The organism is Paenibacillus sp. JNUCC32 (genome assembly GCF_014863545.1).
GTDB classification, from domain to species: domain Bacteria; phylum Bacillota; class Bacilli; order Paenibacillales; family Paenibacillaceae; genus Paenibacillus_AQ; species Paenibacillus_AQ lautus_A.
The window spans coordinates 2,290,153-2,315,482 of sequence record NZ_CP062260.1 but is presented as its reverse complement, the minus strand read 5'-3'; the positions used below and the strand labels follow the sequence as shown (position 1 = coordinate 2,315,482).

Genomic DNA, 25,330 nt, shown 5'->3' with positions numbered 1-25,330 from the left:
GGGCGGCATCGCCGCCCCATGTGAGAAAGGAGAGGTGGGAATGTGAACAAGTCACGATGGACAAGCAACCGAGTATTCAAGCGAATTTGGCAGCACAAGCTCTTTTACTTGTTCATGCTGCCCGGCATCGTCTGGTTTTTTCTGTTTTCCTATGTGCCCTTGTACGGAATTCAAGTTGCCTTCAGGGACTACACCTTCATAGGCGGATTTACAGGCAGCCCCTGGGCCGGATTCAAGTACTTCGAACAATTCTTCAATTATTATCAGTCCGGGGACATCATCCGCAACACGGTCATCATCAGCCTCATGAAGCTGCTGATCGGATTTCCGATGCCGATCATTCTTGCGCTCCTGCTGAATGAAGTCCGGAAGATGAAATTCAAGAAGACGATTCAGACCCTGTCTTACTTGCCTTATTTCGTATCCTGGATCGTGGTCGTCACCTTGATGCAGCGGCTGCTGACCCCATACGGCGGTCCGGTCAATGACCTCTTGGGCTCGTTCGGGGCCGAGTCGATCCAGTTTCTGAACAATCCAACCTGGTTCTATCAGATGATTGTAGGTTCCGATATCTGGAAGAACATCGGCTGGAATTCCATTATCTTTATGGCCGCCATTGCGGGCATCGACCAGCAGCTTTACGAAGCTGCCAAAATGGATGGCGCGGGGCGCTTCAAGCAGATGTGGCACGTGACGCTTCCAGGTATCCGCAATGTGGCCATCATATTGTTTATTCTCGCGGTGGGCAATTTGATGAGCGCGGGGTATGAACAGCTCCTGCTCCTGAACGGACCGGCGACTGCCAGCATGGGCAGCGTTCTGGACGTGCACGCCATCAACTCCGGTATCCGGGAAGGACGACTCAGCTACGCCGCGGCCGTCGGGCTATTCCAAAGCATCATCGGGCTCATCCTGGTTCTGACGGTCAATCGGATCGCCCGCAAAGTCAGCGATGTATCCCTGTTTTAAGGAGGTGACGTAATGAAACGCAAATGGTCTTTCTTCTCGGTGTTTAACTACACGTTTCTCGCATTGATCGGCTTCTCCATGATCTACCCGTTCATATACATTTTGGCGTATTCCTTGAATGACGGCAAAGATTCGATGATGGGGGCCATCTATTTCCTTCCCCGTAAATTCACGCTGGAGAACTATGCCCAGGTGTTCGATAACGCCCGTATATGGAAGGCATACCAAATTACGCTCATGCGCACCGTGCTCGGAACATTCCTGCATGTGGTGCTGTGTACGCTCATGGCCTATGCGCTTTCCAAGAAGACGCTGCCCGGCCGTTCCTTTTTTACCTTCTACATCTTTCTGCCGACGATTTTCAGCGCCGGGTTCATCCCGTTCTTCATTACGCTGCAGAAGCTGCATCTGATCAATACCTTTTGGGTGTACGTGCTGCCGATGCTGTTCAATTTCATGCACATCGTCATCATTCGCACCTTCCTGCAAGGCATACCGGAGGAGCTGGAGGAATCCGCCCGCATTGACGGTTACGGCGATTTTCAAATCTTCGTTCGGATCATACTGCCGCTCTCGGGACCGGTGCTGGCAACCATCTCCCTCTTCATCGGGGTGGCCCATTGGAATGATTGGTTCTCGGGCGCTTACTACGTATCCAACAAAGATTTGATCCCGGTGCAGACCTTATTGCAAGAAATGCTGACCGAAGCAGAAGCATTATCCAATTCGATGCAGCGCGCGGCGCAGCAGGGTGGTCAGACGGTGGGCGGAACCAGCGGGGCAGGCGCGACGCCCGAATCGCTTCGCATGGCCTTGCTTGTCATCACGGTCTTCCCGATCCTGTGCATTTATCCATTCCTGCAGCGATATTTCGTAAAGGGGGTTATGATCGGTTCGGTTAAAGGTTAGGTCATCCTGACCCGGAATTTGTCCAAAGCTTTACCAAGATCATTGATATCCATATTCCAGGAGGCGATTGGTTTGAAGAGGATTTGGTCGAAAGGCGTATCCGCATTGCTCGTGTCCATCATGGTTGGAGGTTTGCTGATCAGCTGCACGAATTCATCAGGGAACGGAGATAACGGAGAAGGCGCAGAAGGAGAGAATTCATACAAACTCAAAATATTACACAATTGGAATGGCTCAAACGGTTCCGATGCGATGACGCCGGTCGAAGAAGTCATCAAGGAGAAGACGGGCGTTACCCTGGAGTGGGAATATACCAAGGGCAGCGAGACGGAAAAGGTCAATCAGATCTTCGCGACCCAGGATCTGCCCGATATCTATACCGGACCTGCCTGGGGCGGTGAACTGGACGGAATCATCAAGGCGGCCAAAGAAGGACAATTGGTCGATATCTCCGAGAAATTGATGGATTATCCGAACTTGTCCAAATCCATCGCGGAAGAAAATGTCCCGCCGGCATTGTATGAAAAAGCGATTAACGCTTACGACGGCAAAAAGTATCTGCTGCTGCAAAATCAGCCGGCGACCAACGAAGATGGCATGGACTGGCTCTACGGCTTCTATGTGCGCAAAGACATCGCCGAGAAGGTTGGCGTTGATCCGCAATCCGTCGTGACGAAGGACGATTTCTATAACTTCCTCAAAAAAATCAAGGATGCCAATCTGCAGGAGAACGGCCAGCCCGTCTTTCCGCTGGGCGGCTTCAGCAACGGCTGGGCCGTCGGCATCGGCAACACCATGTTTTATTCCGGAGCGAGTTACGTAGACAAAGGCGACGGCACGCTCGAGCATAACTTCTTCACCAAGGGCTACGAAGAATACACGCTGTTCTATCGAAAGCTGGTTGAAGAAGGGCTGATGGATCCTGAAGCCTTCACCCAGACGGACCCGATTGCCAAGGAAAAAATCAATCAAGGCCGCATCGCCATCCTGGCGGCCCACTATCCGGCTATCCTGGATGCTTCCAAGGAATATGTCTCTTCGCATCCGGGCAGCGACTACATTCCGCTCGGCCCGCTGGAGCGCGCTGACGTCGAACCGGACAGGCCTGTCGATCTCGGAATTCAAGGCAACAATGTGACGGCGATCACCAAGAACTGTAAAGGCGCTTGCGTGGATGCCGCGCTCAAATTCCTCGACTTTATGGCTTCCGATGAAGGCTTTATGCTAGCAAGGTACGGGGTGCAGGGCGTTCACTGGGACATGAAGGACGGCAAGCCTGTCGCGAATCAGGAATGGTTTGACAAATTCAGCACGGACACCAACATGAAGCTGCGCAAGAACGAAGGCATCAGCATCGGCCTGGAATCGCTGACAGGGCTTGATCGCATCAATTCCGCTGCGGGAGGAGACATCTGGGCGGAACAAGAAAGGCTGGACGCGATGGAGAACGCTCGCAAAATCCTCCGTCCGAACGGCATTCAGGTCATTACGGCGTACAACCCCGGCGATGTCATCACCAAAGCGCCGGAATGGGAAATGTTGAAGCCTTCGATGGATCGGATGGGCGATGCGTGGAAGGAAGCGGTTTTTGCCAAATCGGATGAAGCCGCCATGAGCATTATCAACGAACTGCGGGAACAGCTCCGAAAGACCGGTTACGATAAGGCGATGCAGTTCACGAATGAAAATCTGAAGGGGAAAGACGTTGTGACCGTTCAAATGCCGAACTAATCATATCCATGATCAGGGGAGCCCGTTAATTAGGAAGGCTTCGCATGACCTTGTCATCCAAGGGGGCGAAGCCTTTGCTGTTTATTGAATCAATATTTCCAAATCGCAAGGAGATCCACGCAGCTTGAAGAATAAAGAAGACATGAAGGAGTTGACGTTAGATGACAACGAATTTCAGACCCCCATCCGTGCCGCTGGTAACCGTAGATTCTTATTTCAGCGTATGGTCCGCAGCGGACCGTCTGTATGACGACCATACCCGGCATTGGACGAACAAGATTCAGGGCATGACGGGGGTAGCCATCATTGATGGCGTACCGCGACGATTCATGGGAAAAGTTATCACGCAGGAGCCGTCAGAACAACTTGAGCCTGAAGCCCTTGAGCAAACCGATCTGACGGTTGAGCCCGTAACGACCCGTTATACGTTTCAAGGGGAAAGCATTGAACTTCAAGTTCAGTTTACCACCCCGCTTTTGCTGGACGATCTCGATCTGTTATCCCGGCCCGTCACCTATCTGACCTTTCACGTGCGTTCATTGGATGGGCAAGCGCATGACGTTAAAATTTACATCGATGTAACGGGCGAATGGTGCGTCCATACCCCGGATCAGCAGGTGACCTGGGAGCACCGCGTGATCGACGGACGATTGAATGCGATGTCGATGGGGACTGTCGAACAGCCGATCCTGCAGCTTGCCGGTGATGACACCCGAATCGATTGGGGGTATATGGTCCTGGCGGTGCCGCGTTCATCGCGGATACAGACGGTGATTCATTCGGTAACGACCCGGGAGCAGTATGTTAGGACAGGTCAATTACCTGCCCAAGATGATGCGCAGAAGCCGCGCTCCGTCTCCGATCACGTTCCCGTCATGGCAGCCGAAATCGAATGCGGGACCGTCGGGGATGAATGGGTATCCGAATATCTGATGCTGGCGTATGACGATATCCATGCGATCGAATATTTCCGCAAGCCGCTGGATGCTTATTGGAAGCGAAACGGATGGACCTTCCATGACATGCTGTTAGCGGCAGCCGAACAGTATGAAACGATCATGCGGCGATGCGAAGGATTTAACCGCGAGCTCATGACCGAAAGCCAAGCCGCAGGCGGCAATCGGTACCGGGATATTTTGGCGCTGACCTATCGGCAGGCGATTGCCGCGCATAAACTGGTTGCCGACGAAGCGGGCCGCGTGTTGTTTTTCTCCAAGGAGAATTTCAGCAACGGGTGCATTGCCACGGTCGATGTCAGCTACCCGTCGATTCCATTGTTCCTGAGATATAACCCTGAACTGATCAAGGGCATGATGCGTCCGATTTTTAAGTATGCGATGAGCGATGAATGGACGTTCGATTTTGCGCCCCATGACGTGGGCACGTACCCGAAAGCCAACGGTCAAGTGTATGGCGAGAACAAGCTAGAATACCAGATGCCGATTGAGGAATGCGGTAATATGCTCCTGATGGCGGCTGCGGTATGCAAGTATGAAGGAAATGCCGAGTTTGCCAGGGAGCACTGGGAGCCCCTTACCGCATGGGCTGGGTATTTGCTGAAGAATGGACTCGATCCGGATAATCAGCTGTGCACGGATGACTTCGCTGGACATTTGGCGCATAATGCTAATCTGTCCATCAAGGCGATCTTGGGCATTGCCGCATACTCCTACATGTGCGATCGGCTCGGCCTCCCGGAAGGCGGAGCTTATCACGAAGCTGCACGGAACATGGCGAATGAATGGATGTCCATGGCCGATGCCGGCGACCATTACAAGCTTACGTTCGACAGCGCCGGCGATTCCTGGAGCATGAAATACAATTTGGTGTGGGATCGGCTGCTGGAGTTCAACCTGTTTCCAACAGAAGTGTCTGCACGGGAGCTGGAGTATTACCAGCATCTACAGAACCGTTACGGCCTTCCCCTGGACAGCCGCGATACGTATACGAAATCCGATTGGCTGGTATGGTGTGCAGCCATGAGTACCACGCAGGCCGGGTTTGAGTCCATGATCGCGCCCCTATGGGATTTCATGAATGAAACCTCCGCTCGAGTTCCGGTGACCGATTGGTATGACACCATCAGCGGCAAGCAAATGAACTTCCAGAATCGCTCCGTCGTCGGGGGATTCTTCATTCGATTACTCATGTCAGGAGCCAGTTCAAATTCGAACAAAGACAGGTGATGTGTGTGAACAGCCTTCATGTTAAGGAAGAAATCGAAATGGATCTCATGCGGTTGAAGCAGCAATTCCAGAATCCGGACGCAACCTACCGCCCGCAGCCATTCTGGTTTCTGAATCACGAGCTCAAGGAAGCGGAGCTGGAAAGCCAGATTCAATCGATGTTTGAAGCGGGCGTCGGAGGCGTTGTTCTGCATGCGCGTCATGGAATGAAAGCCTCATACCTCTCGCAGGCTTTTATGGAAGCTTTGGAATTCTGCACCGTGGAATGCCAAAAACGCAATATGGTCGTCTGGCTGTACGATGAGGATAATTGGCCAAGCGGGACGGTGGGCGGCAAGCTGACGCGACAGCATCCGGAATATCGCATGCGTTACTTAAGAGTGGAGGAAAGGCGTTGTTACGGCGGTTCCGGGCAAGAAAGCTTGAAGCTGGATTTTGCACGCTATGAGAATAATGAGCTGATTGCCATTCTGGCCTATCGTGCCGTCGAGTCGGACGGGGAATGGCTGCTCCATGAAGAATCCGAGGACCTCACGCATGAATGGGGACGGGATTGGACGCCTCCGAATGCGGAAGACTCTTATGTCGTGCTGGCCTGCTGGTCCTGCGAAATTGCGGAAGGCATCACGTTTGCCAATGGGTACTACTTGGATACGTTGAATCCGGAGGCGGTCCAGGCGTTCATCCGGATGTCCTATGAACCGTTTCTGTCTTTGCAGAAATATTTCGGAACGACGATACAAGGCGTCTTTACCGACGAGCCGGGGCTCATGATCCACGACGGTTTCTTCGGGGTGGAAGCGATCCGGACGGCTGTTCACGATGTAGGCGCTACCCTGCCTGGCATGGTCTTTGCTTGGTCTGAAGGAATGGGTGAGCGGTACCGGCAAGAGAACGGGTATGATCTCATCCCGCGATTAGGAGCTTTGCTATATAACATGGCAGACGGCAGCCGGGCAACGAAACAGCAATATTATGATACGATTACGCGCTGGTATGTGGAGGGGTATCATCAAGCGATTTCTTCATGGTGCGAAGGGCATGGACTGCTGTACATCGGTCATACGCTGGAGGAGCCGGTCTGGGGGCAAGCCAGGTCGCAAGGCAACCAGACGCGCGTCCTGCAGCAGTTCCACTATGCAGGCGTGGATTATTTGACGCCCGGCATCGGCACGAAGGAGAATCCGCACCGGATCGTGTCCGTGAAGACGGCGGCTTCCGTAGCCGGGCTGGATAATAAAGAACGCGTGATCTGCGAGGCCTTTGGTGCCAGCGGTCACGGCTATTCCATGCGTCAAAGGCGGCTCGATGCCAATTTTATGGCTTTCCTGGGCGTTAATCTGTTTATTCCGCATGCGTTCTATTATTCGTTTGCAGGGTATCGGAAAACCGATTTTCCTCCCACGGAATTCAAACATGCGCCGCATTGGCCGCATTATCGTGCTTTTGCCGACTATCTCGGTCGATTGAGTCTGCTCGGCGCAAGCGGAAAACGAACCCCGGAGGTTCTTCTATTATCGCCTATTCAATCGGTGTACGAAAATATGTTCGCATCCGGACAATCTAACCGGTTTCCTTCATCTGATAGCTTGTTCTCGCTTATGTCGGATCGCATGCTGCGCCATTCCATTGATTATGACTATGTTGATGAATGTCAGCTTCGTAATGCTGCCCTTGTTGATGGAGAAGGGGTACGATTCAGTGATGACGGGAACGTATATTCGGTTTTGGTTATGCCCGAGGTGGAAGTCATGTCAAGGGACATTGCCGTTCTTCTGGTTGCCTATGTAAAGCAAGGCGGAACGCTGGTTGCCGTAGGGGCAATTCCGCGGCATAGCGAGTCCGTGCGCCAGGACCCGGAGCTGGCAAAGCAAATGCATGAGCTTTTTAGCCCGAATCCTCAGCATGGGGCTTTACGCCCCGTTGGCAAAGGGTATGCTTTATTTTATTCGTTGGAGGACAAGGACCACGAAGACACATTGATCGAGGATCATCTCGATTCCGGAGAAAAGCGGATACTTGCCGATCCAGAGATGTCCGGAGGCCGTATAAAGGAGCAGGCTCCAGATCTGCTCGAGCCCTTATGTGAAACGGTAAGCGGGTTATTAAAGAAAGCTTCTGCCTTACGATGGAAGCTTCTTGAAGGACAATATGAGGATTTGATCCATGTAGAACGTGTGTTCGGTGACCGTGTATTTGTATGGTTTATGAACTGGGCGGAGCATGACGTTTCCATGAAGCTTGATGCAGGAGAAACCGGGAACCTTATGGAAGAGTGGGACTTGGAAAGCGGGAGCATTCGCCGGTTAGTAGGCGATTCCATTCTTACCTATGCACCTGGAGAACTGCGAGTTCTATCGGTTGGTCCTGAGGAGTGCTCAATTAACGAAATAGAACAAACGTTCGGCAAGATGCAAAAAACCGAGGATATTATCGTTCTCGAAGATAAGTGGCGTTTTCAGTCTCTTGAACCCAACGTTTTATTACTGGACCAGTGGCAGGTCACGCTGAATGACCGAAACTCCAGGATGAACGCCACGATGCCTGGGCAAGTGAACACGTACCGTACAACGTTTACCGTGACGCAGGCATTGATCGAACAATTGCATTCACCGAATGGCGGAGATCATTCGCATCCACCAGATGTCCATCCATTAGCGAGGCTTGAGTTGATTTTGGACGATGTGGAGCAGAAAATACCGGCCCATATCGGCTTCCTGCAGCGCAGGCGCAATGTTGAAATCTTCGTGAATGGCGTCAGGCAGAATGCGATGAAGACATCCGATTGGCAGGATTCAAACTATGCTTGCCTAGATATCACGGTTCATTTGGTGGCGGGCGAGAACGAGCTCGAGATATTGACGGTTTCCTTACTGGAGCCGATGCCGGCGATTTCATTCCCAGCCTATTTGATTGGGCCGTTTGAAATAGAAGATGGGGTGAGGTTAAATGCGTGTTCGGAACATATGTTTGGTTCTTGGGCTTCTGCCGGCTATCCTTATTATGCGGGAGCGGGCGATTACTTCCAGGAGGTAGACCTGACTGAGGTCAACTTAGCGCCGGACGAGGAGTTATGGCTGGAAGCCGAAGATATTAGGGAGACAGCTTGCCTATATGTGAATGATACAAACGCTGGCATCCGGCTGTGGCCGCCGTATCATTGGAACATAACGGCGTATGTGGAACAGGGGATCCATCAACTTGCCATCCGTGCAGCCAATACGCTGGAGAACTTGTATGGCAAGAATGCTTTGCCTTCGGGGGTGAATGGACAGGTAAAGTTGGTACGTCGAACTTTATCTAAAGAAATGTAATCTTAGAAGAAGCTCATCGAAATGACTACACCGAATGCAGGTTGTAGTCATTCTGTTTAATAATAGTTTACATAATATAATATATGTAATCTAATGGATGATGACCTTACTTATTTCGAGTTACACAGCCGAGAGCTTATTTATTTTATTGAACATAAGATAACGGTGACTATTCTTACAAATGTATCGATTTGTCATAACATTCTCTTAATCAAGAAGGCTTACACTTAAGTAGTTTTTACGATTGATATCAACTCGGAGGTGCCATGAAATGCAGCTAAAGAAGAAAACCATCATGGTTTTGGCGCTCAGCTTGTCCATCCTTTCGCAAGGCATGGTTGTTCATGCGAACGCGGATGGGTCTAAGTTTAAGCCGGAAAGCAACGGCAAATGGATGACTGGGGAGTATCACGCGCATACGTATCAGTCCGATGATGCCAGTCAATCCTTGCAGGAATTGCTGGACAACGGGTTCGAAAAGTACGGTTTGGATTGGATCGCCGTTTCGGACCACCTTAGAGTTTCTAAACGGGATGATGAGGGGAATCCTCTTGCCGGCGGACCTGTTCCGTTCTCCCAAGGAATGGCGCTGTATCAGATCCCTAAGATCCAGCAGCTCCAGGCAGCAGGGAAATACAAGAATAACATTATCTATTCGGGTTTTGAATGGGACATGCCTACATACGAACATGTGGGAGTCGGCATTATAGCAGGCTCATTCGGTTCAGAGGCGAGCCTTAGGGCAGCCCGTCAGTTCGAGTATCTATTTACGGATCGAGATGAAGCGATGTTTGATCCCAAAGAAGTCGCCGATTGGAAAAAAACAGACAGCCGGGCCTACACGACGTCCGAAGATGCCCGAACGGCACTGGCCTGGCTCCAAAAAAACTACGCCAACAGCAGTTATGCATTGCTCAATCATCCTTCCAGAAAAACCGTATATACGATCGCTGACATACGGGATTTCAACAACATCGCGCCGAATGTCGTATTCGGGATGGAGGGAATGCCCGGGAATCAGATGGAACCGGATCGTGGCGGACTTAATTTAACTACGCCGGAAAACAGAACCTACGGCGGCGCTGATTACATGATTGCCAAAGTTGGCGGCGTATGGGATGCGCTGCTCGGCGAAGGACGCGAATTCTGGAACTTTGCGAACTCGGATTCTCATTTTGAGATTAGTGACAACCGTTTATACTCCAGCGGTTATTGGCCGGGACAATACGCCAAAAATTACACATGGGTGAACGGAAAGGATATGCAAAGCGTGCTGAACGGCATGCGTTCAGGCCAATCGTTCTCCGTGCACGGCGATTTAATCAACGCCTTGGATTTCCGCGTTCGCCATGGAAATAAGCAGGCCGAGATGGGGAGTAAACTTCAACTGAAACAAGGGAACCCTATCGAAATTACGATCCGATTCAAAAGTCCGAAACAAAATAACAACGGCGACTCCGTAGCCGTGGATCATGTCGATTTGATCTCGGGTGATGTCACCGGTAAAGCACAACCAGGTACGGCGGCATACAGCAAGAGCACCAACGATTCGACTAAAGTGGTGAAACGGTTTACGAGCAAGGATTGGACAACCGATCGGGATGGATACAACGTGATTACTTATCGGACGAAAGCAACGAAGGACCAATATTTCCGGCTAAGAGGGACGAACCTTGGCGTGAATGTTGACGGAGAAACCCGCCATGGCGATCCGCTCATGGATCCGAAAACGGACATCGAAGACAACGAGCAGCGCTTTGCGGAAATTAATAAACGGAATTACAGCGACCTGTGGTTTTATTCTAATCCGATCTTTGTCAGCGTTAACGATAAGCCGGTTAAAGCTCCTAAACAACAGGGGAAGCATTCGTAAGACGCGACTTGCGCTATATTCAGAAGACTGCCGATTATCCGGCAGTCTTTTTCATTTTTCAACTTTTAAAGAAGCCTGAGGTCTGAATTCCTATCTGGCTGCAACTGAAATCGCTAAAGACAAATGGCATACCGTTTGAGATCGGCGGGTTTTCTGTCGTTACCCTGCATCACGACTGGCGAAACCATTGTTACTCGCGGTGCATAAGTTTTGCGAGAACTTCAATAATATAGAAGGAACATCATGCCTTGAAAGATATGGATCTAGGCGAGTAGAGACAAGGAGGCAACCTAGCCATGAATATAGCTGAACAAAAATTGCTGGTCGCCGCGCTTGGCGGTGTGAATGAAATTGGAAAAAACATGTACTTCATACAGTACGATCAAGATATTGTGGTGATTGATTGCGGCTCGAAATTCCCTGACGAAAACCTGCCCGGCATCGACTTGATTGTTCCCGACTTCACCTATTTGCTGGACAACGCGGATAAGGTCAGAGCCCTTGTCGTCACTCATGGACATGAAGACCATATTGGTGGAATTCCCTATTTACTGAAGCAGCTGCCGATCCCTGTGTATGGGACGAAGCTTACGATTGAGCTGATTAAAATCAAGCTGAAAGAACATCGTATTCTGCGTAATTCCGAGCTTCACACGATCGACGCGAATTCCACTATTAAAGCGGGTTCCATCAATGCCTCTTTTTTTTCGACCAGTCACAGCATTCCGGATTGCGTGGGCATCGTTTTTCAAACTCCGGAAGGCAATGTCGTCCACACGGGAGATTTTAAATTCGACATGTCTCCCGTGAAGGGACCTTATCCTGACCTACACCGAATGGCAGAAATCGGCAAGCAGGGCGTGAAGGTGCTGCTATCGGAAAGCACAAACGCCGAAAGACCCGGGTTTACCCCTTCGGAACGCTTGGTTGGCGGTCATATCCTGGAGGCTTTCGCCCAGGCCAAACAGCAGGTATTCATCTCCACATTCGCTTCGAACGTCAACCGTGTCCAGCAGATCATCGATGCCGCGGTAGAGACGGAACGGAAATTGATTCTGCTCGGCCGGAGCATGGTTAATGTCGTTGCGGTGGCCAAGGAGCACGGGTATCTCAACATGCCCGATGATTTGCTGATCGATGCTGGAGACAGCGAGCGTTATCCGCCGGACCAAATCGCCGTGTTATGCACGGGAAGTCAAGGAGAGCCTATGGCAGCCTTATCACGGCTAGCCAACTCCAAGCATCCCCATATCGAGATTCTGCCAGGCGATACCGTCATTATTGCTGCAGGGGCGATACCGGGTAATGAGCGGAATCTGGCTCATGTCATCGATAATTTATATGTGCTGGGAGCCCAGGTCATCTATGGATCGGGTGGGACTTCAGGGATGCATGTATCCGGACATGGCAGCCAAGAAGAATTGAAATTGATGCTCACTTTGATGAAACCGGACTATTTGATCCCCGTTCACGGTGAATTCCGAATGCTCTATCAGCATCGTCAGCTGGCCGAGTCCGTGGGAATCCCGAATGAGAACGTGTTTATCGTTCAGAATGGCGACACAATACAAATCCAGCAGGGCATGGCATCGTTAGGTCCCAAAATCCCTTCAGGCAACAGCCTGGTGGACGGATTGATGATCGGCAACGTAGGCAATATCGTCTTGCGGGACCGCAGGCAGCTGTCCTCCGACGGGATGCTCATTATCGTCACCACGCTCAGCAAAACGGAAAAGCAGATGGTGGCCAAGCCCGAGCTTATATCCAGGGGGTTTATCTTCGTAAAAGATTCGGAGGAATTCATGGGTCAGATCCACGATATCGTCTCGTCTTCAATGAAGGATTTGACTGAAACCGGATCCACCCAATGGAATCTGATCAAGCAAACCTTGAAGGACCATGTCGGCAAATTCATATACAGTGAGACCAAGAGAAGGCCGATGATTCTGCCCATCATTATCGAAGTTTAAGTACTTTGAATAAAAAAAGCACAGCCTATTGGAGGCTGTGCTTTTTTTATGCGTATCGATATGGGGTTCAACCTAGGCATACACCCGGAAGCGGGCAGCTGCATACACTGCCGATAAAGAATCGCTTTAAGGTGTTGATCTTTCATTCACGTCTGTGAAAAAAAGAATAACACATATTCCGGATTCATCCACATAACCATGTACAGAATGGACATGAACGTCTTGTCCGATTGCCGGAATGGATCCGGTTACTAACGAAAGGAGGAGGATCGGTTTGTCATCCACCCCAGAAGGGAAATGGACTGCGGAACATGGAAATTGGGCAAAACGAAAGTTCAGATTTACGCGCAATGACTGGATGGGCTATCTATTCAGCGCCCCTCTGATTATCGGCGTCATCGTATTTGCCATTTATCCCATGTTTGCCGCACTGTTTATGAGTTTTCATCAGACTTCCGGGCTCAATTTATCCGGAAACTGGGTGGGCCTGAGCAACTATCGTTACGCGTTAGAGGATTCCTTATTTTGGCAAGCGCTTACAAATACGTTCGTCATGGGGATATGGTCCGTATTGCTAGGGATCGCGCTTTCGTTTGTTCTGGCAAGCCTGATTAATAATCTGAAATGGCATCTGGGACGCAACTTTTTCAAAGCGGTCTATTTTCTGCCTAACGTCGTATCCGGCGTTGCTACAAGCTTGTTGTTCTCTTTCTTGTTTTTTCCGTCCAAGGAAGGGCTGATCAACTTCGTGATTGGTTTGTTCGGCATCGATCCGGTCGGCTGGTTCACGAACCCGGAAGTCGCGCGTTACAGTATCGTGATGATGAGCTTGTGGGGTGCACTAGGATATAACACCATTATTTTTCTGGCCGGTTTGCAAAGCGTCCCGCGGGATCTCTATGAGGCTGCCGAGGTCGACGGTGCAGGCACGTACCGGAAATGGTGGTATATAACGATTCCATACTTGCGTCCGATCTTTGTGTTCATGCTCATCATGGGAACCATCGGCGGAATGAAGCGGTTTACGGATGTATGGTTAATCGGCGGAACCGCAGGTAATCCTGGGGGAAGCTTGATGACCGTGGTGCTGTATATTTACCGAAATGCATTCCTCTCTTCGCAGATGGGGCTGGCTACGGCCGTATCCTATCTGTTATTCGTCATCATACTCATCTTAACCGTGTTCCTCATGCTGCTCAACCGACGTAAAGACAGCTTGGATTAATCCCATTATCCATTTTCGGATCCGTAGGGGAACCTTATTCCAGAAGACAGGAGGGTAACTATGAGCAGTTCAGCCTTGCCCAAGGAGCCGGTGCGCCGTAAACGAATCACGCTTCCACAGCTGATGCTAACGCTGGTCCTATTGGTAGGTTCATTCATTATGATTGTGCCATTCTTATGGATGCTGGTAACGAGCTTCGATTGGGCCGCACGGTTAAATATTTCATTCCCGCCGAAAATATGGCCGGAGGAGCCTTCAATCCGAACCTATGAAGCCGCTTTCACCAACATCAATATGTTCCGATATATCGGCAATTCCACGCTTGTCAGCGCAGGGGTCATTATCATCAGCTCGTTGTCCGCATTATTATCCGGTTATGCCTTATCCAAGCTTCGCTTCAAAGGAGCTAATTTCGTACTGCTGCTGGCGCTAAGCACGATGATGATTCCGTTCGAAATGACCATGATTCCGCAGTATCTTTTGTTCAGTAAACTCGGGTTGGTCGACAATTATCTGGCATTTTATTTGCCGGCCATGAACTATGCGTTCGGTACTTTTTTAGCCAAAGCGTTCTTTGATCAATTACCCAGCAGTTTAAGGGAAGCGGCCGTACTGGATGGAGCCAAGGAAATTACGGTATTCAGCCGGGTTTATCTGCCGCTGTGTACGCCGATTATCGCCACCATGGTCATTCTGCTGTTCTTGGGCGTATGGAATGATATGCTGTGGCCGCTGCTGATCTTGAAATCGGCTGCCAAGTACACGATCCAGATCGGTTTAGCCATGTTTACGTACAACAACGGTATTAACCAACAGCCATCCATTATTATGGCGGCCACAACCACGAGCCTCATTCCGGTTATCGTCGTCTATATGTTCCTGCAGCGCTATATTATCGAAAGCATTGCGCTGTCCGGTATCAAGCAGTAATTCAGAAAGTAAAGCTAAAATTATGCGGGGGTGTTGACGTGATGAAAAAAGCTGTGCTGCTGATCCTGTCATTCGTGCTGGTGTTTACATTGGCCGCTTGTTCAGGCAGTTCAGGTAAAGATGTGACAGGCGGCGTTACAATTGAAAAAGTATCGGATATGGAAGGAACGGTTCGCGTTGCGCTGGCAGGCTGGCAGCTGGATAACGGGATCGATGCGCTGACAGGCAATCCGACGATCGGGCTCAACGAATATTTGGATAAAACGTTCAAAAAAATGTATCCGAACATCAAGCTGGAGGTTTATCAAATCCCTTGGGAGAACGTAAAAGCCAAACAAACGGCCATGCTGCTCTCCGGCGATGCGGATGTCTTGTATACCGGGGGAGCCTTTGCATCGCAATGGTACCAGGAAGGGCTGCTGCGTGACCTGGACGATTTGATTGCAAAAGATACTTCGTTTGACCCGAGCATCTATCTGGAAGGCATTATGAATAATTCCTACAGCACCAAGTCGCCGGACGGAAGCAAACAATTTGGGATACCTGCCGTGCTTGGCCGCCGGATGACGATTTATGATAAGAAGCTGTTTGAAGACTGGGGCGTTGAAACACTCTCGGCACAGCCGGGACCGGACGAAATTCTGGAGAAAGCGAAGCAAATGACCGGCAAAAACCCGAAAACCGGTGAAGACAATTTCGGTTTGTATTGGAGCGGCAACTCATTAAACGGATCTACCTTTGTTGCATTAACCCTTGCATATGGCGCCAAAGGAGCGGAAGGATCGCTGAAGGATATCAAGAACATCAAGTGGCACCTGAATACGCCGGAAATGGTCAAAGTGATGGAGTGGCTGAAGGAAGCCGCACAGCTGCCACCGGCCGGGTTCGTGAATGCCCAGGGTGCCGAGAACTTCGGACTCGAGAAAAACAATATCGCCATCGCGCTGGATTCCACCGGCGGCTCCACGATGAGTGAATACCGGTCGAAGCAGAACAAGGAGCTGCTGGACCGTTTTGAACCTGTGCTGAACATGGGTCCTAAAGGCGAAGGCTGGGTGGCGGTTGACCCGTTCATCATGGCAAAGAACGCCAAAGATGTGGATGCATCTTGGGAAGTGTTAAAGTTCTTGACCAGTTACATGACGCAAAAATACATGTATGAAAACTTCTCCAGTACCCCAACGCTCAAAAATGCCGATTTCGTAACACCGGAAGACAAATTCGTGAAAAAGGCACTTGAGATCGCGGAAGTCGGTCACTCCGAGCTCATGGATGAAGCCAATCCGTTCTATATGAGCGACATCGCTCCAGCTATAAACGGATTTATCAGCCAGGCAGCATCCGGTAATGCGCCGGATATTCAGAAGTTTCTGGATGATCTGCAGGCTCGTGCCGAGAAGTGGTCTGCGAATCTGAAGTAAAAACAGGAGGGGACTGCACAGGTGCATGGGTTTGATAAGCGTGGTTGACTTACACGTTGTCCCTGACTTTGACGAGACGGGCTAATCATGATGAGTATATGAGCCGAACAGCACAATATATTCCAATATTATGTGAATCGTGCATTGTCCCGATCATGCGGGAGAAAAACCGACCGAATATGGCCGGTTTTTTTATATTTCAAGGCGGATAAAATAACATATAATGGTAAATCATTAAGATGTAGAGGGAGGAGAGTTAATAAAAAAAATTAGGATGATGGATGATAACAAGCAAGCACAAAATAGTTCATAAGATTGAGCATTAATAAAAATCAAATCGATTAAGAACCAACGAAACATTAAAAATGTCTCAGTAGCGAAATTCCGCTAAAATGTGAAGCGAAATCGTAATAATAATGAAACAACCAAAATTCGATGATTATGATGATTTATAATGGCACATAAACAAACTTGAACAAAATGATCGATTAATGACGATATTAGACTGAATTAATTGAGAGTTTGATTAAAGCCTTTAGATTAGATGAATTGTAATCAAACGATTGAATCTAAATGAAGAAAGAATCCAATTGGAAAGTTAAAGTTGCTCGATAAAATAGAAGATGCGCAAGTAAAAAGGATTATAACGGCTTAACAAAATAGAAAGCAAAAACTAAGCAGATTCATACGAATCTAAATGAAAATCAGCTGTGGCGATTCTTTTCTCAACTTCTGTTTCACAAAACTCGTATTTTGTACATATGTATGGCAGGGTTGCATTCACATATACATTTGTATGTACCGTTAAACTTGTCCTTTTCTTTCTTGTACCATTTAAAGCTGGTAAATGCCGTTTGCAAATCCTGACTAACAAGACCATAAACGCCGAACATCTCAAACGCCCCTCTTTGTTCAATCCGGTAATTCATCTCGACATCCCCTTTTATTGAGATATGACTACTGGATCCCGCTATCCAACCAATAACTTTTCCCTCAGCGTTTACAGCCACTCTGCTTACTTATGTTTTTGTCACCCGACATCCATCGGACCCCGGAAACCCATGTATGACAAAAAAACGGCAGCCAACCCTGCAAGACTATTGGCTGCCGTTTTGCTGTTGTCGATTATTCGTTCGAACTGCCGTCCTCATTCTCACCCTCGTTTTTTTTAGGGTGAGGCGTACCGTCCAGTCCGTAAATCTCGTCATAAGTGTCAAAAATTTTACGGGCAACCGGCGCGGCGCTCTGGGAACCGAAGCCCCCTTCTGGTATTACTACAGCGACAGCGAGTTTTGGATTATCCCGAGGAGCGAAGGCAATAAATACTCCGTTTTCTCGTCTGTTTCTTTTACCGTTTGTATATACATCCTGCTCTGATGTTCCTGTCTTTCTAGCAAAATCATATCTAAAACCATCAAATGCTCGAAGTCCCTGCGTATTCATCCCTGCAATGACTTCTTTCCAGTACTGCTGCGGGAATTCCTCTTTATTCAATACTTCGCGCTTGAATTCCTTAATTACATTGCCGTCCTGATCTACAATCTTGCTAGCAAGCTGCGGACGGATGCGTTCTCCCCGATTGGCAAGCGTGCTGGCATACTGTGCCAATTGGAGCGTCGTATATTTACCGGACTGTCCGAATGAAGCGTATGCCATGGCAGCCAGATAACTTCCCGCCTGCTCGATATTGGTATATTCGATGATGCCTTTATGCTCCTTTGGCAGACCGGATTCGGTAGAAACCCCAAGCCCGAATTTCTTCATGTATTCATCCCATTTTTTAACGGACTCAGAGCCATATTTGTTCCACAGCTTTTCCCCAACCCAATCAACCATAAAAGCGTTTGAGGAGTGTTCAATTGCACTTCTTGGGTTCAAAGATCCATAAGCTCTACCACCGGAGTTTTGAACCCTTGAATTATCTTTACCAAAGAATGCAGCACCGCCATCATAATAATAATCGTTCGGACCGAACAATTTTTCATTAAGACCAATGAGTACACTTAGTGGCTTTACTGTTGAACCCAACAGCACAACCGACTCCAAATTGTTGACGGATCGGCCGGAGTTAAATGGAGAGACGGTCCCATTACCGTAATACTTCATAACGGTTTCCCAATCTTCGGTTCCATGCTCCCATACATTGGGGTCATAATCTGGCATGCTGGCCATGGCAACAATGTTGCCGGTGTCCACCTCCATCGCTACCGCATAACCTGTAAGCGCCTCAGGATGTGTTTTCCCGGAAAACGGATTGGTATGCAGCCATTTAATCTGATCGATGATCGCCTGCTGGGCAACCTTCTGTATATCCTTATGGATGGTTGTATGGATAGTATACCCCTTCTCCGGGGCGATCATGGTTGGAATTCCATCTGCCATGTTCTGCGGATTAATCGGAATACCGATATATCCGTTCTTGCCGCGGAGCTCATCCTGGAACATCATTTCGAGACCGTCTACGCCGACCTTCTCCTGCTCGGAGTAGATGAGTCCTGGATCTTTTTGCGTTTTGTTCTGCTCATCAATCTCCTTATATTTTTCCAGTGTCTTATTTCCGCGAAACTCTCTCAAATAACCAATGGTTTGAACGGCGATTTTGTCCGGGTTATATTGACGCTGGCTTTCTTCAACAACCTCTAAACCAGGATACTCGTTCTTATGCTCCATGAAATAAGCTACTTCTTTGTTTGAAAGCTTCGCTTTGATGCGCCTCGGCTCATAACCCGGCTGCTTGTTAAATTCCAGGTCCATGGCTTTAATCACATCATCTACCGTCAACTTTTCGGCTTTAAGATCACCATACTGTTCGAAGACCTTGACCATTTCCTCGGCCAGCTTTTCGATCTCCGGACGGTTCTTCTTCCCTCGTTCAGACGAACTGTAATCCTTTAACAGCGTTAAATACAGTGCTTGGGAGGGTGTTGAGTAGGCAAGAGGCGTTCCGGAAGCATCGATGATGCTACCCCGAATCGGCTGAAGCGGAAAATTTTTAACCTGCCCGCCGGTTTCGAGCTCTTTCAGCTCAGGTCCTTCAACGAACTGCAGTATGGCAAGACGTATAATAATGACACAGAATATGATAAACGTGCTGAAAAAAAATAGATTAACCCGCAAGTTAAACTGACTGCCGGCATCTCCATCCTCTAATTTACGTTTAGGCTTAAAACCTTTCACGGATGCGTCTCCCCTTTATCCACATTTCAACATTTTCATATGTTATGAATGTAATTGCTCACCGTCATTCGGTTTCAATTCATACGCGGTTCCTTTGCTATTGACGAATAATCCATTATACATCTCCTGTATTTTTAATATTGTCCATTAATTATTAATAACACCAATTATATACGGAAAGTTTGGTGTCTCTATTTTTTTTATTGAATTAGCCCGCCATGTCATTGAGTTACGATAAGAACTTATGTACTTCAAATAAAAAAAGTCGCATTTTATGCGACTCTGAAAGTACTCATGTTCTTTTCGTCTGATATATATTACTTTTCTTGGCAACGAAGCAGCCAGGCGCGATGCACTTAGTCGGAGCGGATATGTCCGGCTGATTCTGCTTCCTCGCTACTGTAATCGCCGAATCCACTTCTAACTCCAGCTGGGCCGAGAGGCGATTGCACGTGAACAACGTGTTAAATGATGCCGCCGGAATGAATTCATTTCATATTGCTACAATTCAAAATTGCATCCGTCAAACGGCATATCTCTTTCAATTAAATGAACCGCATCAATAATAGCTTTCTTTTGAAATTCTGACAGATTATCTTCATTCCCATCCCAATTGCTAAGCCACCAAAAGAAAGACCCAATATTTCTATAATCCATAAACAAAGGAATTAGTCGGATCCATTCATAATCTAACCTGTTATATTTTAAGTATCCTCCTAAAAACGCAGACAAAAAGTGCTTAGCAAATTCATTTTTTGATTCCCATTCTTGATAATGCGAACCCCACCATACAGCATGGGTTGCAGCAATTCCTATATCAAGTGCAAACCAACCGTAAACAGAATCATCAAAATCAAATACCGTGATTTCTCCTTGATCAATAAGAAAATTATAAGGATGGAAATCATTATGAATTAATCCGTAAGAATCTTTGTTCTTGGGCATAATTTTCAATTGTTTTTCAATTGCTCTCAGCTTCCCAAGAAGTAAAGAGTAATTTCCCCTTTGTAAATAAGGATTATTTATTTCTGTTGGTTTCCATTCCTTCCTTATGAACCTTTGATCACCTGGATCATATGATCTAGATAAACTATGAATGGCCCCCATAGTCGCGCCCCATTTACTAAACAAACCCGAACCCCATAACTCTGGTTCACTATCAAAGAACTTTCCAGGAACTCCTTCAAAAACAACGGCAATAAAACATTCTTCACGATCTATGCATACTTTCGTCATGTTGCCTTCTATTGTTTGAATTGGCAATGAGGTGCGAACACCGTTTTCAACTAAGTAACGAACCCATTGAACTTCAGCCTGAATCGTCATTTCATATTCAACTGGTTTTGGTGACAACCGTAGAAAATAGGCCTTACTGTCTTTAATGTATTTGTAGACTTCGTTAGTGGAGTTACTTACAAACTTTATTGAATGAATATCAAAATCGAAAGCTCTACTTGCTTGCGAAAGGATTTCGTTACTAACCAAAGCGCTTTCACATCCTTCCCCATTGAGATCAGTTTTTCGGTGATTCATCGCACGATCCCTTGTCTCTCGACATCAATAGCATTCAAATATTGTCTATCATTTCATATCAATACCACAATTCTTTAAATGATTTATTATGTTTCCATATGAATGATCGTCCCAAATAATAAGATAATATTTTTCCTTGTTTAATTTCTGTAATGCACCGAGTCGATGATTACCATCATGTAATCTAAAATTTCCATTTTCAATTTTTGCAATTAATGGAGGCATGTCCCAACCAGATTCAAATCTACTGCAAATTTGATCAATGTTATAGTTCCACCATTTAATATCCTCTACATATTCTAAATGTTCTTCTGGACCAACTATTCTTTCCAGATATTTCATGTCAATCTCAATAGGTCCTAGCCAATATCGTTTTTTCTTTTTTAAGTCTTCTGACATGACTATATTATCGCCTTCTCCATTTAAAAAAAGATGGACCCAAGTTTCAATATCATTGGCCAGAGCATATTCATTTGCAGCGCTTAATGTAAAAGCATTCATCTGCTAACCCCTTTTTTTGTATTGATGAATTTCACGAGTTTCTTATAACGTCTTATTCAAGTACTTCGTAAATCAAGTGCATACTTAGGCTATTCTCTGAATTTTTGGATTATCCTGCCCGTTAGTTGAACATAAGCAGCCGATCAACGCGGACGGGTCTCCTTTTTGTTCTTATTGAGCTATCGTTTTCCGTTAGTTTAATGATGGCTCCTTGATTTGATTTATTACATAGTGCCTTAAATTATCTAGATCTGACGCTAAAAAGTCTTTTAGCTTAGCTTCATTGTTATAAGAATCAACAACATTTTTAATGATGTGACGATATCGTATGGGGACTAATCCAATAGCCCAGTCACCAGCTTGTGCTTTTGAATATATCGCTTTGTTTTCTTTATATGACCAAATTCTAAGAAGTGTGAGGATTCCTGTAACGAGAAGCTCTCCATCTAATTTGCTAAAATAATCAATGCCCCAGACTATAGAGTCCCAAAAATCTTTTTCAGGTACTAAAGGGAATGTCTCACTTATGGCTCGGCCGTAGATACAAATACCGCTTTGGTTTATCAAAGTTACGTGACATGCTATATCTCCGTCTGTATATATATCCTTAAAATCCCAGAATGCCAAATCATTCTCGCTGGCTATTACCTCGAATTTGGGCCTCCAGTAGTCACTAAAGTGAAACTCATATGGAGTAGGGTGTCTCCATGGATTAAGGTCTGAGTAGCACAGAATACTTAACTCGATTGGTGAAGGCTTTTTATGTAATCTCAGGAACCCATTCATTAAATCTAACCGTTGAGAAGCAGTTAATGGTTGTTGGGTGATCACTATCATGTCTAAATCGCTATGAGAAGGCTGAAAGCTACCTAAACACATTGAGCCGTGAAGATAAGTTCCAATCAAGTTTTCGTCCAAGGTGTGATGTAAAAAATCCGTTATATTTGTAATCTGTGCCTTTATTTCTAGAGGGCAATTATCCCAGTTATATCCACTCAAGAGAAATCACTTCCTTGTTCTATAAACTAAACATTTAATCTGATCTAATTGTTAATAACACGGAGACACTGATTATGGTAATAATACATATAAACACCTATGTTTTTGACAACTTTACTACTGATTCAAAGGAATATACATACTCTGTATCTCCAGTACTCCAGGAATAAACCCGAGGTTAAGATAGACTGATTCTGCGTCATTTCCTTCCATTACGTATAACCTTAGAACTGGATATTTATCTTTTAGGACACTCAGGGCTCTTTTCAACATACGTGTAGCCAACCCTCTTCCCCTGTAAGTTGGCATAACGCCAATACTGTATACTGCTGCTTGATTGTCTTGTAAACATAGGCGACAATTTGCAATAAGCTGACCTGTGTCCTTTTCATAAATAAGTGTAGAAGCTTGAACTAAAGTCTCGTTTGTAAAATTAGGATCTTCCTTAGGTATAAAATCTTCAAGAGAAGATTTTTTTCTCCGTACTGCTTCAAAACCTCCTGTGAAGCTATTAAAATCACACCAAGCAATTTCATCTTCGTTAATGAATCTCTTTGCACCCGTCTCATCTTCCTTAATCTGAGGGCATTTAACTGTAAGATTACTATCCCAAATAACCTGAAAATGATCTGTAGGCCGCTGCATCCAACGACATCTAAATTCATCTGGCCAAAATCCTGCTCTCGTAAATAAATTAACTTGATCTGGAAGAATCTCAAAGGTTCTTATGTGTTTAGTTCTATCAGACCAGTGTATTAACATTTTTTTAAGAAGCTTCAGTACCTCATATGAATTATTAAATGGGGGGATATAAAATAAATGATAAATAGTATTTGGTGCCATCCTTACTCCACCTATTCTTGACTCTCCTTTATAGATCCAAAAAGAATTTCTTCGTGGAGTATTGAAACCTTCTTCCCTGAAAAAACCGTTATAACGCATATTATAATAAACCGAACAATACAGTCCCCACTCTTCATGATCGGCCCTACGAATTGAATATTCATTTGATAAATCAAAAAAATTTATGTCTTCAGACCAATTAACTAATTGCACACGTTATCCCCCTAATAAATGAGTTCGTGATTTGCAGTGATTGTAAATTAAGTAGAGTTCTCACAATTAAAATAATAACAGAACGTAAAATGTGGTTTCTTGTACAAATTAATTATATTTAAACTAATCTGCTCGTTAGCTTAATGAAATTGGAAAAACAGTTAGATATTTATCTAATCGGTAATCGGAACATGTTTTTGTCCTTTATGGTAATCGGTACAAGTTCTTGTCCTCGGCTCGGGACAAGAACTTGTACCGATAAAACAAAAAAGCCGCTATTTTAGCGACTTTCTATGGGACCATGTTCTTGTCCCTCGACATCATTAAAGTATTAAAAACATCTAATCGGTAATCGGTTTATGTTCTCCTTTACGGCAATCGGTAATAAAATAAAAATCTTGTATCTCGACAATTTTGGTTTTCTCAAATATTAAAACCATTAATAAAAATATTGAACAACTATAAGACCGACAATAATAACAATAGTTAATACTAAAGTGCCTTTCCAACCTAAATCGACTATACTATACCGAGCCCTACTATTTCCTTGATTCATATGACCAAATGGATTATTTTCCAATTCTTCTTGTCTTAGTCTTTCTCTTGTTCTTTCAGGAGTTTCATAATCTTTGCTCATTGTTTACGTACCCCCTAGGTTAATAATTTTAATTAGATATCCAATACCAATTTATTGATGCAGTAGTATAATAATAACATTTTTATGTTATTTAATGGGATTTAATTGAACATTGAATAGATCTTAAACTATCCTGCCTCCTGTTGCGATGCGTGAATATGTTGTTATTTGCTGTTGGAGCCTTCTTCGGATCTGCTTGCAAATTCTCTTATGAGTTCCTCTGTACTAGTTACTTTAACACCTATATTTCTCATTTCATGAATTCCCTTATCATAAACGCCTGATATTGCATCCTCGATCATAACCACCTTAAAGTCTCTTTCACTTGCTTGATATATACTTGTTCTTGGACAGTTCGGAAAATTGCACCCAATAAAAATCAGTGTATCTATATTCTTCACTCTCAAAAATGCTTCTAAGTTCGTTTGATAAAATGCGCCCCATCTTGGTTTATACATTACCCATTCATTATCTGCGATCAATTGTATTGTTCCTTGAAGGAGCTCCTTGTCGTCTAACTGAACTGAATTCTTCGGGCTAATCATTTCAACTAAGTCTGCTCCCGTTGATCCTGGTGTTACAATTCGAACGCCTGTTTCAATTAATTCTCTGCGGCAGATATCAACATTCGATCCATCTTCCTTATATAATCGAATCACGTGGAATATCGGAATGTCTCTACTTCTGCATGCATCTAATATTAACTTCATTTGAGGCAGTACATTAACAGTACCTGCAATTTCTGCAACAGCCCCTGGCAAACTAAAATCATTCTGTGTATCAATTGTAACAACCGCACAATTGTTATAATCAGGGTTTGTATATTTACTCATCATTGACCATCCTTCTAAAATCGTATTTGCCCCAATTGCATATAACGTTCTCAGTATTCACGACGC

The 25,330-nt window shown here is 46.2% G+C and carries 17 protein-coding genes; 10 read left to right on the top strand and 7 right to left on the bottom strand.

What is annotated here, in order from left to right:
• Positions 1-42 precede the first annotated feature (42 nt).
• From JNUCC32_RS10380 to JNUCC32_RS10335, 10 genes are all read left to right on the top strand, one after another.
• The gene (locus tag JNUCC32_RS10380) at positions 43-969 is read left to right on the top strand and encodes an ABC transporter permease (RefSeq protein ID WP_015735218.1); all 927 of its coding nucleotides are present in this window, start codon (positions 43-45) and stop codon (positions 967-969) included.
• 12 nt (positions 970-981) lie between these two features.
• Positions 982-1,878 (top strand): carbohydrate ABC transporter permease, encoded by an 897-nt coding sequence (locus tag JNUCC32_RS10375; protein ID WP_015735219.1) that lies wholly within the window; start codon positions 982-984, stop codon positions 1,876-1,878.
• A gap of 72 nt (positions 1,879-1,950) precedes the next feature.
• On the top strand, positions 1,951-3,609 hold the full coding sequence (locus JNUCC32_RS10370; protein WP_192571935.1) for an extracellular solute-binding protein: 1,659 nt from the start codon (positions 1,951-1,953) through the stop codon (positions 3,607-3,609).
• Positions 3,610-3,770: 161 nt separating this feature from the next.
• Positions 3,771-5,795: a glutaminase family protein gene (locus JNUCC32_RS10365; RefSeq protein WP_192571934.1), complete on the top strand. Its 2,025-nt coding sequence runs from the start codon at positions 3,771-3,773 to the stop codon at positions 5,793-5,795.
• A complete protein-coding gene (locus tag JNUCC32_RS10360; protein ID WP_192571933.1) occupies positions 5,795-9,109 on the top strand; it encodes a glycosyl hydrolase in 3,315 nt (1,104 codons plus the stop codon). The genes JNUCC32_RS10365 and JNUCC32_RS10360 overlap by 1 nt, the downstream gene beginning before the upstream one ends.
• A 271-nt stretch (positions 9,110-9,380) precedes the next feature.
• Positions 9,381-10,982: a CehA/McbA family metallohydrolase domain-containing protein gene (locus JNUCC32_RS10355; RefSeq protein ID WP_192571932.1), complete on the top strand. Its 1,602-nt coding sequence runs from the start codon at positions 9,381-9,383 to the stop codon at positions 10,980-10,982.
• 296 nt (positions 10,983-11,278) lie between these two features.
• Positions 11,279-12,952, top strand: coding sequence for a ribonuclease J (locus JNUCC32_RS10350; RefSeq protein WP_192571931.1), 1,674 nt, complete (start codon positions 11,279-11,281; stop codon positions 12,950-12,952).
• Positions 12,953-13,226: 274 nt separating this feature from the next.
• Entirely contained in the window at positions 13,227-14,177 is a 951-nt protein-coding gene (locus JNUCC32_RS10345) for a carbohydrate ABC transporter permease (RefSeq protein ID WP_192571930.1), read from the top strand.
• 60 nt (positions 14,178-14,237) lie between these two features.
• Positions 14,238-15,107, top strand: a complete 870-nt coding sequence (locus JNUCC32_RS10340) for a carbohydrate ABC transporter permease (protein WP_036663034.1) — start codon at positions 14,238-14,240, stop codon at positions 15,105-15,107.
• A gap of 41 nt (positions 15,108-15,148) precedes the next feature.
• The gene (locus tag JNUCC32_RS10335) at positions 15,149-16,528 is read left to right on the top strand and encodes an extracellular solute-binding protein (RefSeq protein ID WP_192572647.1); all 1,380 of its coding nucleotides are present in this window, start codon (positions 15,149-15,151) and stop codon (positions 16,526-16,528) included.
• Between the two features lie 1,125 nt (positions 16,529-17,653).
• Here the strand turns inward: JNUCC32_RS10335 and JNUCC32_RS10330 are convergent.
• The 7 genes from JNUCC32_RS10330 to JNUCC32_RS10300 form a co-directional block, all read right to left on the bottom strand.
• Positions 17,654-19,705, bottom strand: coding sequence for a peptidoglycan D,D-transpeptidase FtsI family protein (locus JNUCC32_RS10330; protein ID WP_192571929.1), 2,052 nt, complete (start codon positions 19,703-19,705; stop codon positions 17,654-17,656).
• Between the two features lie 501 nt (positions 19,706-20,206).
• Entirely contained in the window at positions 20,207-21,238 is a 1,032-nt protein-coding gene (locus JNUCC32_RS10325; RefSeq protein WP_192571928.1) for a phosphotransferase enzyme family protein, read from the bottom strand.
• Between the two features lie 48 nt (positions 21,239-21,286).
• The gene (locus tag JNUCC32_RS10320; protein WP_192571927.1) at positions 21,287-21,739 is read right to left on the bottom strand and encodes a chromosome partitioning protein ParB; all 453 of its coding nucleotides are present in this window, start codon (positions 21,737-21,739) and stop codon (positions 21,287-21,289) included.
• Between the two features lie 192 nt (positions 21,740-21,931).
• Positions 21,932-22,738, bottom strand: coding sequence for an aminoglycoside adenylyltransferase domain-containing protein (locus tag JNUCC32_RS10315; RefSeq protein ID WP_192571926.1), 807 nt, complete (start codon positions 22,736-22,738; stop codon positions 21,932-21,934).
• Between the two features lie 117 nt (positions 22,739-22,855).
• A complete protein-coding gene (locus JNUCC32_RS10310; protein ID WP_192571925.1) occupies positions 22,856-23,794 on the bottom strand; it encodes a GNAT family N-acetyltransferase in 939 nt (312 codons plus the stop codon).
• 439 nt (positions 23,795-24,233) lie between these two features.
• Positions 24,234-24,431 carry a DUF6366 family protein gene (locus JNUCC32_RS10305; protein ID WP_192571924.1) on the bottom strand — a complete coding sequence of 66 codons (198 nt, stop codon included), beginning with the start codon at positions 24,429-24,431 and terminating at the stop codon, positions 24,234-24,236.
• A gap of 164 nt (positions 24,432-24,595) precedes the next feature.
• Entirely contained in the window at positions 24,596-25,267 is a 672-nt protein-coding gene (locus JNUCC32_RS10300; protein WP_192571923.1) for a cysteine hydrolase family protein, read from the bottom strand.
• Positions 25,268-25,330 lie beyond the last annotated feature (63 nt).